Annotated in this window: 20 protein-coding genes; 5 read left to right on the top strand and 15 right to left on the bottom strand. The window is 61.4% G+C overall.

Going from position 1 to position 14,505, the window contains the following annotated elements; all coding sequences use genetic code 11:
* From ACW8PS_RS09580 to ACW8PS_RS09595, 4 genes are all read right to left on the bottom strand, one after another.
* On the bottom strand, nt 1-627 hold a 627-nt coding region (locus tag ACW8PS_RS09580), incomplete at its 3' end, for a site-specific integrase (RefSeq protein ID WP_491527151.1).
* Complete coding sequence (locus ACW8PS_RS09585) at nt 624-797, bottom strand: hypothetical protein (protein ID WP_491527152.1); 174 nt, start codon at nt 795-797, stop codon at nt 624-626. The genes ACW8PS_RS09585 and ACW8PS_RS09580, both read right to left, overlap by 4 nt.
* Nucleotides 797-1,393, bottom strand: coding sequence for a hypothetical protein (locus ACW8PS_RS09590; protein ID WP_491527153.1), 597 nt, complete (start codon nt 1,391-1,393; stop codon nt 797-799). The genes ACW8PS_RS09585 and ACW8PS_RS09590 overlap by 1 nt, the downstream gene beginning before the upstream one ends.
* A gap of 66 nt (nt 1,394-1,459) precedes the next feature.
* Nucleotides 1,460-1,927 (bottom strand): hypothetical protein, encoded by a 468-nt coding sequence (locus ACW8PS_RS09595; RefSeq protein ID WP_491527155.1) that lies wholly within the window; start codon nt 1,925-1,927, stop codon nt 1,460-1,462.
* A 72-nt stretch (nt 1,928-1,999) separates the two neighbouring features.
* Here ACW8PS_RS09595 and ACW8PS_RS09600 point away from each other — a divergent pair, with 72 nt between their 5' ends.
* Nucleotides 2,000-2,233 (top strand): helix-turn-helix domain-containing protein, encoded by a 234-nt coding sequence (locus ACW8PS_RS09600; RefSeq protein ID WP_491527156.1) that lies wholly within the window; start codon nt 2,000-2,002, stop codon nt 2,231-2,233.
* Nucleotides 2,233-2,442 (top strand): hypothetical protein, encoded by a 210-nt coding sequence (locus ACW8PS_RS09605; protein WP_491527157.1) that lies wholly within the window; start codon nt 2,233-2,235, stop codon nt 2,440-2,442. The genes ACW8PS_RS09600 and ACW8PS_RS09605 overlap by 1 nt, the downstream gene beginning before the upstream one ends.
* A 126-nt stretch (nt 2,443-2,568) precedes the next feature.
* Here ACW8PS_RS09605 and ACW8PS_RS09610 read toward each other — a convergent pair whose 3' ends face one another.
* The 11 genes from ACW8PS_RS09610 to ACW8PS_RS09660 form a co-directional block, all read right to left on the bottom strand.
* The gene (locus ACW8PS_RS09610) at nt 2,569-3,633 is read right to left on the bottom strand and encodes a phage portal protein (RefSeq protein ID WP_491527158.1); all 1,065 of its coding nucleotides are present in this window, start codon (nt 3,631-3,633) and stop codon (nt 2,569-2,571) included.
* A 2-nt stretch (nt 3,634-3,635) separates the two neighbouring features.
* Complete coding sequence (locus tag ACW8PS_RS09615) at nt 3,636-4,214, bottom strand: HK97 family phage prohead protease (protein ID WP_491527159.1); 579 nt, start codon at nt 4,212-4,214, stop codon at nt 3,636-3,638.
* Nucleotide 4,215: 1 nt separating this feature from the next.
* Nucleotides 4,216-5,484 (bottom strand): phage major capsid protein, encoded by a 1,269-nt coding sequence (locus ACW8PS_RS09620; RefSeq protein WP_491527160.1) that lies wholly within the window; start codon nt 5,482-5,484, stop codon nt 4,216-4,218.
* Nucleotides 5,477-5,827: an HNH endonuclease gene (locus tag ACW8PS_RS09625; RefSeq protein ID WP_491527161.1), complete on the bottom strand. Its 351-nt coding sequence runs from the start codon at nt 5,825-5,827 to the stop codon at nt 5,477-5,479. Before ACW8PS_RS09625 ends, ACW8PS_RS09620 begins: the two co-directional genes overlap by 8 nt.
* Nucleotides 5,818-7,212, bottom strand: a complete 1,395-nt coding sequence (locus ACW8PS_RS09630; RefSeq protein ID WP_491527162.1) for a terminase TerL endonuclease subunit — start codon at nt 7,210-7,212, stop codon at nt 5,818-5,820. The genes ACW8PS_RS09625 and ACW8PS_RS09630 overlap by 10 nt, the downstream gene beginning before the upstream one ends.
* Before the next feature lie 626 nt (nt 7,213-7,838).
* Nucleotides 7,839-8,069, bottom strand: coding sequence for a hypothetical protein (locus ACW8PS_RS09635; protein ID WP_491527163.1), 231 nt, complete (start codon nt 8,067-8,069; stop codon nt 7,839-7,841).
* Nucleotides 8,066-8,614 carry a head-tail connector protein gene (locus tag ACW8PS_RS09640; RefSeq protein ID WP_491527165.1) on the bottom strand — a complete coding sequence of 183 codons (549 nt, stop codon included), beginning with the start codon at nt 8,612-8,614 and terminating at the stop codon, nt 8,066-8,068. The genes ACW8PS_RS09635 and ACW8PS_RS09640 overlap by 4 nt, the downstream gene beginning before the upstream one ends.
* Entirely contained in the window at nt 8,611-9,078 is a 468-nt protein-coding gene (locus ACW8PS_RS09645) for a hypothetical protein (RefSeq protein ID WP_491527166.1), read from the bottom strand. The genes ACW8PS_RS09640 and ACW8PS_RS09645 overlap by 4 nt, the downstream gene beginning before the upstream one ends.
* Nucleotides 9,079-9,172: 94 nt before the next feature.
* The gene (locus ACW8PS_RS09650; RefSeq protein ID WP_491527167.1) at nt 9,173-10,201 is read right to left on the bottom strand and encodes an ABC transporter substrate-binding protein; all 1,029 of its coding nucleotides are present in this window, start codon (nt 10,199-10,201) and stop codon (nt 9,173-9,175) included.
* Nucleotides 10,171-11,535, bottom strand: a complete 1,365-nt coding sequence (locus ACW8PS_RS09655; protein ID WP_491527168.1) for a sensor histidine kinase — start codon at nt 11,533-11,535, stop codon at nt 10,171-10,173. Before ACW8PS_RS09655 ends, ACW8PS_RS09650 begins: the two co-directional genes overlap by 31 nt.
* The gene (locus tag ACW8PS_RS09660) at nt 11,532-12,197 is read right to left on the bottom strand and encodes a response regulator transcription factor (RefSeq protein WP_491527169.1); all 666 of its coding nucleotides are present in this window, start codon (nt 12,195-12,197) and stop codon (nt 11,532-11,534) included. The genes ACW8PS_RS09655 and ACW8PS_RS09660 overlap by 4 nt, the downstream gene beginning before the upstream one ends.
* A 108-nt stretch (nt 12,198-12,305) precedes the next feature.
* Between ACW8PS_RS09660 and ACW8PS_RS09665 the strand changes: the two genes are divergently transcribed.
* The 3 genes from ACW8PS_RS09665 to ACW8PS_RS09675 all read left to right on the top strand — a co-directional run.
* Entirely contained in the window at nt 12,306-13,292 is a 987-nt protein-coding gene (locus tag ACW8PS_RS09665) for a tripartite tricarboxylate transporter substrate binding protein (protein ID WP_491527171.1), read from the top strand.
* 106 nt (nt 13,293-13,398) lie between these two features.
* The gene (locus ACW8PS_RS09670; protein ID WP_491527173.1) at nt 13,399-13,887 is read left to right on the top strand and encodes a tripartite tricarboxylate transporter TctB family protein; all 489 of its coding nucleotides are present in this window, start codon (nt 13,399-13,401) and stop codon (nt 13,885-13,887) included.
* A gap of 4 nt (nt 13,888-13,891) precedes the next feature.
* Nucleotides 13,892-14,505: tripartite tricarboxylate transporter permease (locus tag ACW8PS_RS09675; RefSeq protein ID WP_491527172.1), on the top strand; the 614-nt coding region annotated here is incomplete at its 3' end.

Genomic DNA, 14,505 nt, shown 5'->3' on the forward strand with positions numbered 1-14,505 from the left:
GACCACATCAACGCGCGCCGCGCCGGTCCAGAGCATCAGCGTCATGATATGGTGCGGCAAAGTTCCCGGCTCATGGATGGAATAGAAGCGGCTGATTTCAGCCTCTGTCCAAGTGTGATGCCCGCCGCCGTCGATCTGCAATGGCTTGGTCAGGCGCGCCGGATTGACGGTCAGCCATTCCAGTTTCACCGCGTGGTCAAGCAGTTGCGCAAGCCGCTTACGAAAGTTGTTTGCCGCGTTCGGTGTGTCCGCCTTCTTTGCGATCAGCGTTTCGATGATATGGGGTTTCAGCGTGGCAACCGGGCGATGCCCATGCTCTGCCCTGAATTTTTCGATGATTCCACGATAACTTGCCTTGGTGCTTTTCGCCAGGCGGTCGCCCGCAAAGGCGATGGTGTAGAACCGCGCAACCAGGTCGTTGACGGTGCCGGGGGTGATCCTGTCCGCGCCAATCATCCCTTTTGCCTTTGCGCCTTTGACTGCCGCCTCATAGAGGCGAATAAATTCGGGCGATCCGTAGTCAGTGCCGAGTCCAAAGGTCTTGCCATTTTTCCGATACCGCCAGCGGCGTTTTTTTCTCATGTCAGTGTAAGATGTCGCGCCGGGGTATTCCTTGCGGTGTTTCATACGTCCTCCCAGCCCGTTGTATCGGTGCCGCCTGTGGCTTTGCTGGCGATGATCTCATGTGAGCCGTCGGGCCTGGCTACAACCCGCCATTCGTCAATGCCCGCCGCCTGCAATGCCTTGGCATAACGGGTCAGGTCGGATTGCTTGAGAAGGGCGGGGCGGCGTTCCATCAATCAATTTCTTCTCCCTGCTCGCTGTCGCTGACCTTGGTGAATGGTGGGCACAATTCATCCAGGTTGTCGGCAATTGCGAATTGACGGGCGATGTAGTGAATGCCTTCTTTTGACACTGTAAAACTGGTCCGGGAATAGCCGCCCCAACTCTTGTTGCGCCAGAACTCGAAGAACATTTCCTGTTCTTGAAACGAAACTGTGTATCCGTTGGGTGTCTTATGGAAAACCAACATGGCTTCATGTCCGCAAATTTCGGGCCAACCGCGTTCATCCTTGAACTCGATCCTCGAACCGATGATCTCAGGAAAGAAAATGCCCTCGCAATCATCCGAGGCGAGAGGAAGGATCTGCAAGGCGGTTGCGATTTCGACATTCTGTGAAGGCTTCCGAGAAAGCGCCACCGCACCCAACAGAACCAGAAATTGGCTGGCACTGACCTGTCTAATGTCGCGGCCACTGCTCTTCGGAAGAAATTTTCCGTCGATCAGTCGCCGTGCAACTTTCGCCACTTCACCAGTGGAGATGCCAGTCAAGCCGGTGACGATGCGGGTGCAATTTGCGACAGATGGCATTTGCTTCTCCTTGGTTTTCATTTTAGTAATCCAAAGCGTAAACCAAGTCAACGGCCTTGTGCTAGACACGCGCGACGGTTCTCATAATCATTGACGAGCCTCTGGATATTCCGCCTCACTCTCGATCCTCGACGGGTTGCTGAGAAGACCGCTGATCCGGTCAAGTTCTCTGGCCGCGCGGGACAACCCGTTTGAAATGCTGCGGTTGATGTAGAGAGCGGCGTCACGATAGGGCCCTTCGGCGTCAAGGTCGCCGGACTGCGCCAGCGCTTCGAGGGCAAAGGACAGGTGCAAGGCGTCCTCGAACCCGTCTGGATATTTTTCGCCGTCCGGGTGCATGGCTTTCAGCGCCGCGCGGATCACCTCACGCGGATCGGTCGGCAAGCTCGCAAGATACGTGGCCTGTTTATCCCGCAGAGCTTGAGCATGTTCAACATGCTCCCGGAAAAACATTTCTGCACATAGGGCATGGCCCTTTACTTCATCGTTTTCCCAATGGCTCACCGGGTTGAGGGGCAAAGCGGCGGTGTCCGCGCTGGCGCGTTCATTGGTCATTGTTAATGTCTCCGTTTGTGGTATTGTCCGATACAGGACATACAGCAATGTCCGAAACAGGACAACTAGAAAATGACAACAGCAGATCAACTTCGTGCGGCGCGAGCGCTCAAGGGCCTATCACAAGACGCCGTGGCAGAAATGATTGGCACGTCTTCAAAGACGATCCAGCGCGCGGAGACTGGTGCGGCCACAGTGTCTCAGGCCACTATCAATGAGATTCAGACCGCGCTTGAAAATGCGGGCGTAGAATTTATTGCCGAGAATGGTGGTGGTGCGGGCGTGAGATTGAAGGATAAGCAGTGATGAAACCGAACAATCTCGAAATGAAACTCCTTCAAAAACTTTGCCTCGACTCGGTTGAGGACCGTCGCGGCCTTGTCGGTATCGGCCCCAAGACTATCGCAAGCTCCATTTCCAATGGCTGGATTGTCGAAGACACCTGCGAGCACTACGGCATTACAGGGTTGCGAATAACCGACCTGGGATCCGCGATCTTCGGCAAACACTCGTAGTTGTTGTGCGCGCCGCGCCCGCTGGATCTCTGCGGCAGGCCGCGCGCTGTCGGGGTTTACCCACTCACCGACTAACGGGGTCATTTCGGGCTATGAATCGTCAAAGATGCCCAGGCAGAACCTGCCCTATTTCTCCCAATCCACCATGCGCATGGCCCCGGACACGTCAGCCGGCGGTATCCCTGCGGCCTTTGCCTCGGCCATCGTTTTGATGATCGCAGACAGCGCACGGGCGCGTCCGCCAGCGTCAAAGGCTTGCAGTGGGCGGATGGTGTCGATCACGACCGATGCTCCGAGCTTGGCCGTTGCCTCCTCGGCCAGCAGCTCCGCGATGGGTTGCAGGGTCCAGATTGCAAGCTGGCGCTGCGCTTCCCTGACAGCCGGGCCAGTGGCGGCGCGGTTCGCCATTGACGGCAGGACGCCATAAGCCATGCAGATGCCTTCGCGTGCCGATGCCAGCGTTTCCGCCGTCATGCTCTTGGACAGGTCCGGCGAAAGCTGATCGGGTTTCTGGCCTATTTGCGGGTTCATGCCCGCCGCCGTCGCCTGGGCCACCCCCTCGATCACCAGTGTGGAACCGCGCCGCCCTTTGAACGCGCCGCGCATGGATTCCATGTCATCGGCCCCGGTATCCGGCAGAGGCACGATCAGGCTGCCCAACGGGGCATTCTCAAACGTTTCGGCCAGCGACGATTCTACCGCGTGAAGCATTGCCCCGGTCAGGCTGGACCGCCGCAACGGCGCGGTGCCAATCCAGGGCGACACCATGTCAGCCCCGATGCGCAGATGCAGAACCTCAGCCGCCAATGCGGTGACAGTGCGACCGCCGCCCGCCTCAGGAATGGACAGGCGATAGGCGCGAGGCTTTCCGTCGCGCGTTGTCACGTCCCAATCGGTTGCAGGCACCAGGCCAAGGTCTGTGATCAGAAACACAACGTCGCCATTCAATGCCGCCGCGCGGGCGATCAGGGCCATCGTTTGGCGGGTCAACAGGCCGGTGCCGGTCACGTCCGCCATTGCGAAACCGCCTTCCCAGAGTGAAACGCAGCTTTGCACCGTTGCGGTCAGCTCGGCCACGCCGCGCCGTCCGCTGATATAGCTGTCCCGCGCCGCCATGATTTGAGCGGTGTAACCTGATCCGCTCGATCGTTCTTCGATCGGGCGGAACTTGTTCATAAGCCATCCAATCATGATCACCTCCACCGCGTCGCGGCGACGTGGCGGACAACACGTTTTGCCACCTCGCCAATGGGTTGCCAGTTGCGCGCCTCGATCTGGGCTTGGCTGTAGGCCGGTTTCGTGACGGCGCTGATCTCGATCAGGTCCGCCGATTTGATGGTGCGCAGGATCGCATCGCCGCGTTCCTCCACCGTCTCGCCGCCCGGGCGAACCCGAAAGCCGGGTGACAGACCGCGCACCAACCCGGCCGCATGGGCGGACAGGAAATCCCGGACATAGGACACTTGCCCCATCTCGGGACCGATGGTCGCTTCCATCGTCAGCGCGTCATCGGTCTCGGACAAGGTCAGCGTGCCGGCGGATCGTGAGGCCAGCGGTTTGTTGAAGTCGTGCCCGGCCAGAAAATGCACGTCTTCACCACGTTCAAGGCGATCCGCGAAAGCACGGGCCGCGACCATTTCCCGGCGCTCACGCCCCGCGCCCAGACGTTCGGCCAGCACCGTTTCCTGGCCATATGGAAAGGTTGCCCGAAGGCGGATTTCTCCGCCCTCGGTGCGCAGCTCAAGGCTGCCGATATGTGCACCCCAGAGCATGTTAAACCTCAAGCTCGAGGCCGGTCATGATCTCGAGCTGCGCCGGGCGCGCTACGGTCACGTCCATGGTGGCCAGTGCCGTGATCCGCAACCCGCCGGATTGCGCATCGCTGTAAGGATCGCGGATCATGTCCACAGCACCCCATGCGCCGATGAAGATCGGAGCAACACCGCCCGCCGCAGTGGTCAGCAGCGCCGAAGTGGCAGAGGGTATCCCGGACGGGGCGGCAAGGGCGTTGTTCGTCATGGCGATGTTGGCCGAGGGCAGGTTTTTCACCAGCCGGTCCCATTCCGACACTGCCGTGCCGCTGATCAACACGCCGTCCAGATAGTCCCACAACTCGGGCCGGATCAGGGCGCGCACCGCGTCCGGCGATCCGGCGGCATTCGCCGTCATGAACCGGGTGACGGCAGAACGGAATGCACCCCAACTCGCCAATGCAGCCACCGCCGTGGACGTGATGCCATATGTCGCCGCGCCGGTGATTACGCCAAGCGGCTGACCATTTGCACCGGTGCCAAGGAAAGCAGCCTGGTCCATCGCCGCGCCCATGGCCCCGTTCATGTCGCGCCGCACCGCCTGTTCCAGAGCCGCGCCGGACTGCTTGAGCGTCTTGCGGGTGATGCGCATCTGAATGCCCAGGTTGTTATCCGGCGACATGGCGCGGTCGGTGGTGGCATAAGTTGTCGGCCCGGCGACATTCGCAATCTCGCCATCGGCCCAACCGGCAGTGACGGCAGAGGTCGTCACCGGCCATTCCACCGCGCCCGCGTCAATGCTGATCATCTGCGCGCCCATGCGTGCCGCCACACTGTCAGGAAACAGGCGGTCGATGATGGGCCGGGTGCTGATCGGGTTCGGGGTGCCGCTGGCGATGGTCTCACCGGCCCGAGTTTCAAGCGCCTGCCACGGTATCGGAATGCCCCGGAAGCCGCCCGCGTTGCGCAGTTCGGTCACAATCTCTGCCGTCTGGCCATCAAGTTGCCGCCCTTCATCAAGGGCAAGCGCGACCTGGCGCATCTCGAAACCGGCCATCAGGTCGGCCCATTCCTGCGCGGAACGGGTTTCCAGCTCATCGCCAGCGTCTCGGCGTTCGGTATCTTCTGCGATCAGGGCCGCGCGATAGCGGGTTTCATTGGAACGGTATTCCCGGTCCATCTCGTCCATGTTGCGGATTTCGTCCTCAGACGGGGTTTCCTTGCCCGCAAGCTCGGAAAGGTTCTGGCGGATTTCGCTTTGCCGCCGGGCGATTTTCACACTCTCAAGCATCATTGGGTTCCTTCTGTTCGATGCCTCTTTCATCGGGACGCGACAGCGCCTCGACAGCTTTCCGCCAATCCTGGCGGTCTTCTCGGGGCGGGGGATGCCCGCACTCGATCCTTGTTTTTCTGGTGTGGCAACTCGGGCAAAGTGCCTGAAGGTTGCCGGAGTCATAGGACAGCTTGGGGTGCGTCCTGACGGGTTTGATATGGTCCACCTCAAGGCGTCCGCCGCAGCCGCAGGAACAGCACCGGAAGCGGTCACGCTCGAGGATCTCCATCCGCAGTGCCTGCCAGCGTTTGGTCCGGGTGACACGCTTGGAAAAGCGGTGATGATCGCGCCTCACACCCATAGCAGCCGCGCCTTTGTCTTGGGTTGCGCCGCAATGCGCGCACCCTGGGCCACGGCAAGAACGGACGCCGCCGCCGCGTCGATCCGTCCGGTAGATCGCGCCTTTGCCAGTTTGAGGTTGTTGGCCGGGTCGCGCAGGCAAACCGCGTCAGCAAATGCCGAGCGCATCAACAGGGAAGGCCGCGCTTTCACCAGCCCGTCAAAGGCCGCGCGGCGAAACCGCTCGCAATCCTCGCCGCCATCACGGAAACCCTGACCACGCCAGACCAGCGGCGCGCGGACGCCAGCCCGATTAAGCGCCTCGCCAAGCTCGGCCTGTTTGTAGCGATCCATCGTGATCGCGGTGACCGGCTCGCCTTCGACATGGCGCATCACCTCGGCCAGCCATGCCGCCACAGGCACCGTCTTGTCGCCCAGAACGTTCAGCTCACCACGCTCGTGCATCTCGACATAGCGCCCGGCTACGCCATCGCTCTGGCCCCGATCCAAGAGGCTCGGCATGGACGGGAAGGTGCCCAGGCATTCCAGCCGCCCGGTTTGGGGCCAGTAGAACGCCGCCGCCGTCATTGAGGCCGAGCCGCCCAGGTCGATGCCGATCACCACGCCGCCTTCGCGGGGCGGCAGGGTCGCGGTTTCGCAGTTGAGCCATTCGTCCAGCGTGATCAGAAGATCCCGCGATTCGCCCGACACCCGCTCATTCCGGTTGTAGAGTCGGAAACTGGTGAGGCTTGAACCGCCGCGCGAAATCGCTCGTTTCGCCTGCGCCTCAAGCCATTCCAGAGAACCGCCGATGCCATGAGGTGCACCGGGGTTGGCGATCAGCAACGATTCCGTGTCATCAGCAGGCAAGCCCGGTGCAGGCCGATGTTCCTGGATAAAGGAGCCGGGGGAAGGATCGTCAATCCAGCGAGAAAATGGGTGCGTGTCATCGCTGGCGCTGGTGCTGATCAGAAAGGCGCGCCCGTCACGCTTGCCCAGACCTGACAACAGGGCATGTTCCAGCTCGTCGCCGCGATCCAGCGCCCAATGCCCGCGCTCGTCAAGAATGGCCATGGTCGGCGCGCCGCCGAGGGCCGACTTGCCGTCCGCCGCGATCACGCGCAGGACGTGCCCGCCGCCGTCGCCGGTATATTCGATCTCTAGGCGCGGTGCCCGACGATAGATCAGCAGGCGTTGAATCTCGAGCGGCAGGGTTGATGCGAAACCGGCCACAAAATCCCAGATGATGCGCCCCTGATCCCGGGTCCGGGCGGCTGCGATGATCTCCCGGCGGGGTTGTCGATCCCAAACCCCGATCAGACCGCCAAGCGCCAGCCCGCCGGTGATCGCTGATTTGCCGTTGCCGCGCCCGATGCTGAGAATGGCGTTGGCGGTGTCATCAGCCATCGCGCCTTCAATGAAACTGCGCTGGAAGGGTGCCAACGAAACAGGTTTTCCGGCGTTCGGGCCTTCTGGCACCTTCAAGCTATGCATGAATTGCATGGCTCGCTCCGCCGGGGTGCCGTTGCCGGATTCTGCGTCCTGCGCGAAAATTGATAACTCTCCTCGACGGTCCCGCGCCGAACCGAAAGTCGCGGCATTGGGACCACTTGCGAAGAAGTCTGACTGTCCTGTGTTGATTTGCATCGCGCGCTTCTCTTCGTTCATCCGTTGCTCGTTGCTCGTTGCCCTCTGCTCATTGGTGAGGGTTCGTTGTGACGGTCGGAAAGCGGGTTAACGTAGCGGGGTTGAAAACCCGCCTCCCGCCCCGACCGCCGCGATCTTGCCTGCTCACTGGAGCCGGGCCGTCGCTTAGGCCAGACCTGCCCTTCCCTCGGCTCGGTCCGCTCTCCCATGTTCACCGCCGTGAGGGTGGCAGTGGGGCCTTGGGGCTTGGAGAGACCGCGTGATGCGGAATAGCTGCCCTTGTGCTGTGGCCCGTTCCCCGGTAGCACTGTGATGCGAAGGCCCCGGCTAACCCGTGAAAGCCAGCCATCGCATAAGCCCGCCGTCCAATCGGCGGGCTTTCTCTTTCAATCCTCGATCACCTCCAAATCAGGCTCGGGCGCGTCCTTAAGCTCGGACACCAGCCGCCGTATGATCTGCGATTGCTTGTTGGTCGGACGCCACGCCGGGCGCTTCCCGTGCCTGGCGATGGACCGGACAAAGCCTTTGATCCAATCGTCTGAGGTGTCGGCCATGACCCGCCGTAAAACGAGGGGCCAGCGGTAGGTCAGGATTTCATCCAGCTCGGCATCGGTCATAGCTGCACCCCGCGATACCGGGCACCGATCCGCGCCATATGTGGTGACGTGGTGAGCGCGCGGGCGTCCATAGGCGAGCGGGCGTCATAGTGCAGCGCGGCCTGGTCCATGACGCCTTGTGCCAGGTCGGGCGGAATGTCCGCCGCCGTCGCGCCGAAACCGGCCAAATAGGAAATTGTCATCCGGCTTGGCGGCGCGTCGGGATAGCCGGTCAGCCACCGTATGACAGGACGGTTGCCGCCGATCAGCTCGAAGCCGGTGAAAGCTACCCCGTCAATCGTCACGGTCGGCACTTCATTGTCTGCCACCGGGCCAATCGGTAGGTTCAGATAAGTGCCTATGCAGGGATCAAAGATAGTGACACGAATGGTTTGGGTCAGCAGGGCAATTTGGGCAAACTGTTCGATCTCAGCCGCTGCGGTTCGACCCATGTTAATTATGGCCGTGTCGTCTTCGCTTTGGTCAACACGCAAGTGGAGCTTCACCAGATCAAGGTCAAAGGGCTGCACCACTGCAACCGGGGTTCGATGCACAAGCATTTTCATGCAGCAACCTCCACTTCGCTAATGTGTTGAAAGAACGCCGCCTGATCCGTCGGGGCCATCGCCTCAAAGGCGGCAAGGGCAAAGGCCTTGCGTTCGGCCCGGCTGGCGTATGATGCCCAGAACCGGGCTTCATCCATCCCGCCAAGGAAGGACGGCAGAGGCGCACCAGCAGCACCGATTGCCGCGCCCGCCGTTAGTTCGGCAGAGTCCGGGTTTAGGGCTTGCAGCGCGGCGAAGGCCAGCGAGGCGCATTCAATTTCTGAAAGCCGAGCCGCCGCCACTTGACTGAAATCCGACCAGGCGTCGGCAGTGCCGAGGGTCAGGCAATAGCCAAGCATCCGCGACATGCCCTTGTGTTCGGCCTTCATGGATTTGGAAAATGCGGAGCGAGTGCTGCCCTTTACGTTCGCCAGACCCAAATTTTCTGTATTGGAATCAACCGAAGGATTTATGCTGTTCGCCAAGCCAACGGATTGGCTTGATGATAAATCCTGTATCCTCCCGGGATCGCCAGATATCGGGCCACACCGCCGACATATTGGCCGATGCCGTCGCGCGCTATTCCGGCTGCACGATCGCGGCTTCCCATTCGCGCAGGAACTGTTGTCGTTTCAGCCGGTCGAGATAGACCAGCAGCCCGGGGCCAAGCGTGATCGGGCGCAGGCTGGCATTGCCGGACAATCCTTCGGGGGAAATGCCCGGATAGGCAAAGGCCCCATCGCCGCCCAGCCAGGAGGTCTGGATCAGATGATCGACAAAGCGCCCGGCCTCGGTCGGAAACTCTGCGCTTTCGGGGATCAGCACGGTGCGCAGCATGACGGTGGTGAAATCTTCGGGCGCGATGATGTAGATCGCGTCATGCAGATCTTCGCGCGCCTGTGCGTAGGAGCCGAGCACATTATAGGCCACTGCGATGCGCCCGGCCGCGACATCTTCGATCATGTCGCTGGAACAGCAATAAAGCTGCGTCTGAAGCCCGCCCATGACCTCGGCCAGTCGCCAGAAAGTTTCCGATGTGCGGCCATCCTGGGTGGCAAAGAGATAGCCAAGCCCGCTGGTGCGAACGTCATAGGTGCCGATCCGGCCGGTGAACCGGTCGGGGTTGTCGCGCAGCAGGGCAATCAGTTCCTGACGTGTGCGGGGCACGGCCAAGCCCTCGAAGGCGGCGCGCGACAGGACCATGGTGGCCGGTTCCTGGGTGAAGGCAAAAACCTGATCGTGCCAGCGTGCCCAGGGCGGCAAGGCCTGGGTCTGGTCTGATGAATAGGGTTGTGCCAACCCGTCATTGGCCAGCTTTACCTGCAGATCCATGGCGCTGGAAATGGCCAGATCAAAGGACACGTCTTCTTCGGCCAGGGCCACCATGATCTCGGAGGAGCTGACGACGTGATAGGCGATGGAAATGCCGGGGTTGCTGGCCTGGAACGAGGCGATGAACGGGGCGAACAGTTCGGTGTCGGCGGTCGAGATGACGCGCAGCTCGACGGTCTCGTTTTCGGCCGGGAACAGCACCAGCTCCTCGGTTTCAAATGCCGCCAGCGGCAAGGCCCAGAGGCCTAGCGCAAGGGAAAGGACAAGACGACACATGCGCCGGGGCTCCTTGTGTTGTTATACATTTCCAGGCTGCCATCATGGGCGCGCGCGACCTCATCGGCGATGGTCAGCCCCAGGCCGGACCCGACCACGCCGCTGGCATTGTCGCCCCGCGCGAAACGGCCGGTCAGGGGGGCGGCATCGGTTTGCGGAAAACCAATACCCTGATCGCGGATCGTCAACCGGGCGAAGGGGCCATCCATGGCGGTCGAGACACTGATTTGCGTTTCGGACGGGGCATATTTGATGGCATTGTCCAGAAGGTTGCGCACCGCGTTCTGAATAAGGATCGCATCGCCCATGATAGGCCCGGTATGGCCCTTCTCGAACTGAATATCCATATCCTTCAGTTCGGCCACCGGGCGCAGGCGGTCCACCAATTCCCCGGTCAGGGCATTCAGATCGACCGGTTCCAGTTCAAGTTGATCGGCCCGCAGCGATACCATCGCATGATCCAGCAACTGCCCTGCCGCACGGCTGCTTTCGTCGATCGCGCGGATCATTTCGCGCAGCGATTGGCGGTTTTCTTCCTTGTCGACCCGGCGCAGGGTGTTTTCGGCATGGGCGCGGACCGTGGCCAGCGGTGTGCGCACCCGGTGCGCAGCCTCGGCGATGAAATCCTCGGTCCGGTTCAACGCGGTGGACAGCCGTTCGATCAGACTGTTGAGCGAGCGCACCAGCGGCAGCATTTCGCTTGGCACTTCGGTCTCGACCGGGCGCAGATCCTGTGGCCCACGGCGCGAGACCGAATCTGCCAGACGCCGCAATGATCCGGCCGTGACCTGCCCCGCCAGAACCGCCAGCACCGCAGAGGCCGCAAAGAACCCCAGACCAAGATAGACCGCCATGCGCGAAATGCGTCGCAGCGTTTCTGACAACGCATCGCGGGTCTGCCCGACGGTCACCGCGATTTCAACCGGTGCGCCATCAACCGACAGGCGGCGTGTGGCGGTGACCACGCGCAGGGTTTCATTGCGATAGGGCAGGGTGGCGAAGCCGGGCGTGGTTTCGGGCAGGTCGTCATAGCCTGTCAGCACTGCGCCATCTTGCAGGATCCGGTAGAAAACCCGGTCATCATAGGCATTGTCCAGCATGGTGAAGGCCGAATAGGGGATATCGACGGTGACATCGCCCGAGGCCACCGACACGGCATCAAGGATCGACGCGACCGAGGCCGACAGGATCCGGTCCTGCGATTCCGCGCCGATCTGGCGGGCGAAGTTCGAGACAATAAGAAACAGGACGACAGCCAGAATCGCCGCGCTGGTCAGCAATTGCAGCGTCAGGCGACGGCGGATCGACGGGCGGGTGCCGAATGCCAGCCTCATGGCACCGCCAGCCGGTAGCCCAGCCCGCGCACGGTGACGATGGAAACTTCCGAACCCTCCAGATGCTTGCGCAACCGCCCGACATAGACCTCGATCGCGTTCTCCGAGACATCTTCATCATAGGAAAACAGCCGGTCCACCAGTTTCGGCTTCGGGATGATCTGGCCCGGCGCGGCAAAGAAAACCTCCAGCAGGCGCAGTTCCCGATTGCGCAGCGATATGGCGCTTCCGTTAACGGTCAGGGTGCCCGCCAGCGCGTCAAAATCGGCGTTTCCGAATCGGATCCGGTTGGTGGCCGTGCCCGCCCGGCGGCGCAGGACCGCCCGGCAGCGCGCCTCAAGCTCGGCAAAATCGAACGGTTTCGAGATATAATCATCGGCCCCCATATCCAGCGCCCCGACCCGGTCCGAGACCTCGGATCGGGCCGTCAGCACGATAACGGGCGTGGTCGCACCGCGCGCGCGCTGCGTGTTCAGAAAGTCGCGGCCATCGCCATCGGGCAGCATTATATCCAGCAAAATCAGATCGTAATCTGTGGTGGCGACATAATCTCCTGCGGTTGCCAGATCGGCGGCATGATCGACGACATGGCCATCCTGGCTAAGCCGGTCCAGAATGGCGGCGGCCAGTTGGGTATTATCCTCGACAAGCAGAAACCGCATGACCCCCGCCCCTCCTGGTGGCTCGCGTGACAGGTAAGTGTCAGGTTCAGGTGTTGATAATGAGAGATGGGCAGGCTCGCCCCGCTTTGTCAAACTGGGAGAACGACAATGACAAAATTGAACTTGACCCGCCGGGCCTTTGCGGCTGCGGCGGTAGCAACCTTGAGCCTTGGCACCCCGGCGCTTGCCGATGGGCACCAGGTGTTGGACAGCATCCACTTCCTGATCCCTGGCGGTGCCGGTGGCGGTTGGGATGGCACCGCGCGCGGCACTGGCGAGGCGCTGACGGCGGCCGGCCTGATCGGTTCGGCCAGCTACGAGAACATGTCGGGCGGCGGCGGTGGCGTGGCCATCGGCTATCTGATCGAAAATGCCGAAAGCCAGTATGGCACGCTGATGGTGAATTCCACCCCCATCGTGATCCGGTCCCTGACGGGCGTGTTTCCGTATAATTTCTCGGATCTGACCCTGGTTGCGGGCACCATCGGCGATTATGCCGCCATCGTGGTGAACTCGGATAGCGACATTCAGTCGATGGATGATCTGCTGGCCGCCTTCCGTGCCGATATGCAGGGCACGGCAATCGGCGGCGGCTCGGTTCCCGGTGGCATGGATCATCTGGTTGCGGCCATGGTGATGCAGGCTGCGGGCGAAGATCCGCTTGGCGTGACCTACATCCCATATGATGCAGGCGGGGCCGCGATGGCGGCGCTTTTGTCAGGTGAGATCGCGGCGCTGTCGACCGGCTTTTCCGAGGCCGTCGATCTGGCCAATGCCGGCGAAGTGCGCATCATCGGCGTCACCTCGTCCGAGCGTGTGGATGCCTATCCTGATGCTCCGACAATGATGGAGCAGGGCATCGATGTCACATTCGTGAACTGGCGCGGCTTCTTTGGCGCACCGGGCATGCCCGACGATCAGGTTGCCGCCTATCAGGCAGCGCTGTCGGCGATGTATGACACGCCGGAATGGGAAGAAGTTCGCGCCCGCAACGGTTGGGTCAACATCCACAACTCGGGTGAAGATTTCCGCGCCTTCCTGGAAGAGCAGGAACAGGTGATCGGTGATCTGATGCGCACTCTGGGCTTCCTGTAAGTCCTGGTCGCGTAAATTCAGCCGCGTCCGGGCACATCCCGGGCGCGGCTTTTCATTAGGGGACGGCCCGGAACCAGGCCACGGCAGAGAAGGGAAAACAGCCATGATAGCGCTCGACCGGTGGATCGCATTGGTGATCCTGATGATATGCCTGGCCTATGGATATGCCGCGTTCTTTACCATGGATGCCGCGTTGCCTCCCTTCATGCAACGCAATCCGGTCTGGCCTTCGACCTTTCCCAAGGTGCTGTCCGTATTGGCCATTCTGGCCGCACTGGTCATTCTTCTGGGATTGGAAAAACCCGCCAAGGAACCCGGTGCGCAGGATATCAACTATCGCAGACTGGGTGACTACAAGATCGGCCAGGCGCTGACCCTGCTTGGCCTGATGGTGGCCTATGCGCTGCTGTTGCGGCCAGCGGGATTCCTGTTATCGACCACCGGCTTTCTGGTCATCGGCGCGCTGGTTCTGGGCGAACGCCGGGTTCATATCCTGCTGCCGATCGCGGTGATTGCGGCGGGGTTCATCTGGTATCTGGTGCAAGAGGTGCTTGGCATCTTCCTGCGGCCATGGCCGTTCTTTCTGGGGGTGTGAGGCAATGCTTGAAGGATTGATGATCGGGCTTTCAACGGCCTTTTCGCTCACCAACCTTTTGATGGTCATCGGCGGCTGTCTTATTGGCACATTCATCGGCATGCTGCCGGGGCTGGGGCCGATGTCGATCATCGCCATCATGATCCCGGTAGCGATCTCCATCGGGGATCCGTCTGCGGCGCTGATCTTGTTGGCGGGGGTCTATTACGGGGCCATTTTCGGCGGCTCGACCTCGTCCATCCTGATCAATGCGCCGGGGGTCGCGTCGACCGTGGCCACCAGTTTCGACGGCTACCCTCTGGCGCGACAGGGCAAGGCGGGCAAGGCGTTGACCGTGGCCGCGATCTCATCGTTTTGCGGCGGCACGATCGGGGCCATTCTGCTGATGATCTTTGCGCCCATGCTGGCCTCGGTGGCGTTGCTGTTTCATTCGGCCGAATATTTTGCGCTGATGGTGGTCGGGCTTTCCGCAATCGCGGCCTTTGCGGGCACCGGCAATGTGGCCAAGGCGCTTTTGATGACGCTTCTGGGGCTGATCATGGCAACCGTGGGCGAAGGCGCGCTGCTGAACCTGCCGCGTTTCACCATGGGCATCATGGACCTGCAATCGGGCTTTGG

The sequence above is a fragment of the Alterinioella sp. genome (assembly GCF_058343375.1).

Excerpts from the sequence above, each read along its gene's own strand:
- ACW8PS_RS09635 (WP_491527163.1), bottom strand. The coding sequence starts at position 8,069 with ATGACCGATGCCGAGCTGGATGAAATCCTGACCTACCGCTGGCCCCTC.
- ACW8PS_RS09630 (WP_491527162.1), bottom strand. The coding sequence starts at position 7,212 with ATGGCTGATGACACCGCCAACGCCATTCTCAGCATCGGGCGCGGCAAC.
- ACW8PS_RS09600 (WP_491527156.1), top strand. The coding sequence starts at position 2,000 with ATGACAACAGCAGATCAACTTCGTGCGGCGCGAGCGCTCAAGGGCCTA.
- ACW8PS_RS09660 (WP_491527169.1), bottom strand. The coding sequence starts at position 12,197 with ATGCGGTTTCTGCTTGTCGAGGATAATACCCAACTGGCCGCCGCCATT.
- ACW8PS_RS09665 (WP_491527171.1), top strand. The coding sequence starts at position 12,306 with ATGACAAAATTGAACTTGACCCGCCGGGCCTTTGCGGCTGCGGCGGTA.
- ACW8PS_RS09590 (WP_491527153.1), bottom strand. The coding sequence starts at position 1,393 with ATGAAAACCAAGGAGAAGCAAATGCCATCTGTCGCAAATTGCACCCGC.
- ACW8PS_RS09655 (WP_491527168.1), bottom strand. The coding sequence starts at position 11,535 with ATGAGGCTGGCATTCGGCACCCGCCCGTCGATCCGCCGTCGCCTGACG.
- ACW8PS_RS09640 (WP_491527165.1), bottom strand. The coding sequence starts at position 8,614 with ATGAAAATGCTTGTGCATCGAACCCCGGTTGCAGTGGTGCAGCCCTTT.
- ACW8PS_RS09650 (WP_491527167.1), bottom strand. The coding sequence starts at position 10,201 with ATGTGTCGTCTTGTCCTTTCCCTTGCGCTAGGCCTCTGGGCCTTGCCG.
- ACW8PS_RS09615 (WP_491527159.1), bottom strand. The coding sequence starts at position 4,214 with ATGCTCTGGGGTGCACATATCGGCAGCCTTGAGCTGCGCACCGAGGGC.
- ACW8PS_RS09585 (WP_491527152.1), bottom strand. The coding sequence starts at position 797 with ATGGAACGCCGCCCCGCCCTTCTCAAGCAATCCGACCTGACCCGTTAT.
- ACW8PS_RS09620 (WP_491527160.1), bottom strand. The coding sequence starts at position 5,484 with ATGCTTGAGAGTGTGAAAATCGCCCGGCGGCAAAGCGAAATCCGCCAG.
- ACW8PS_RS09595 (WP_491527155.1), bottom strand. The coding sequence starts at position 1,927 with ATGACCAATGAACGCGCCAGCGCGGACACCGCCGCTTTGCCCCTCAAC.
- ACW8PS_RS09610 (WP_491527158.1), bottom strand. The coding sequence starts at position 3,633 with ATGATTGGATGGCTTATGAACAAGTTCCGCCCGATCGAAGAACGATCG.
- ACW8PS_RS09605 (WP_491527157.1), top strand. The coding sequence starts at position 2,233 with ATGAAACCGAACAATCTCGAAATGAAACTCCTTCAAAAACTTTGCCTC.
- ACW8PS_RS09625 (WP_491527161.1), bottom strand. The coding sequence starts at position 5,827 with ATGGGTGTGAGGCGCGATCATCACCGCTTTTCCAAGCGTGTCACCCGG.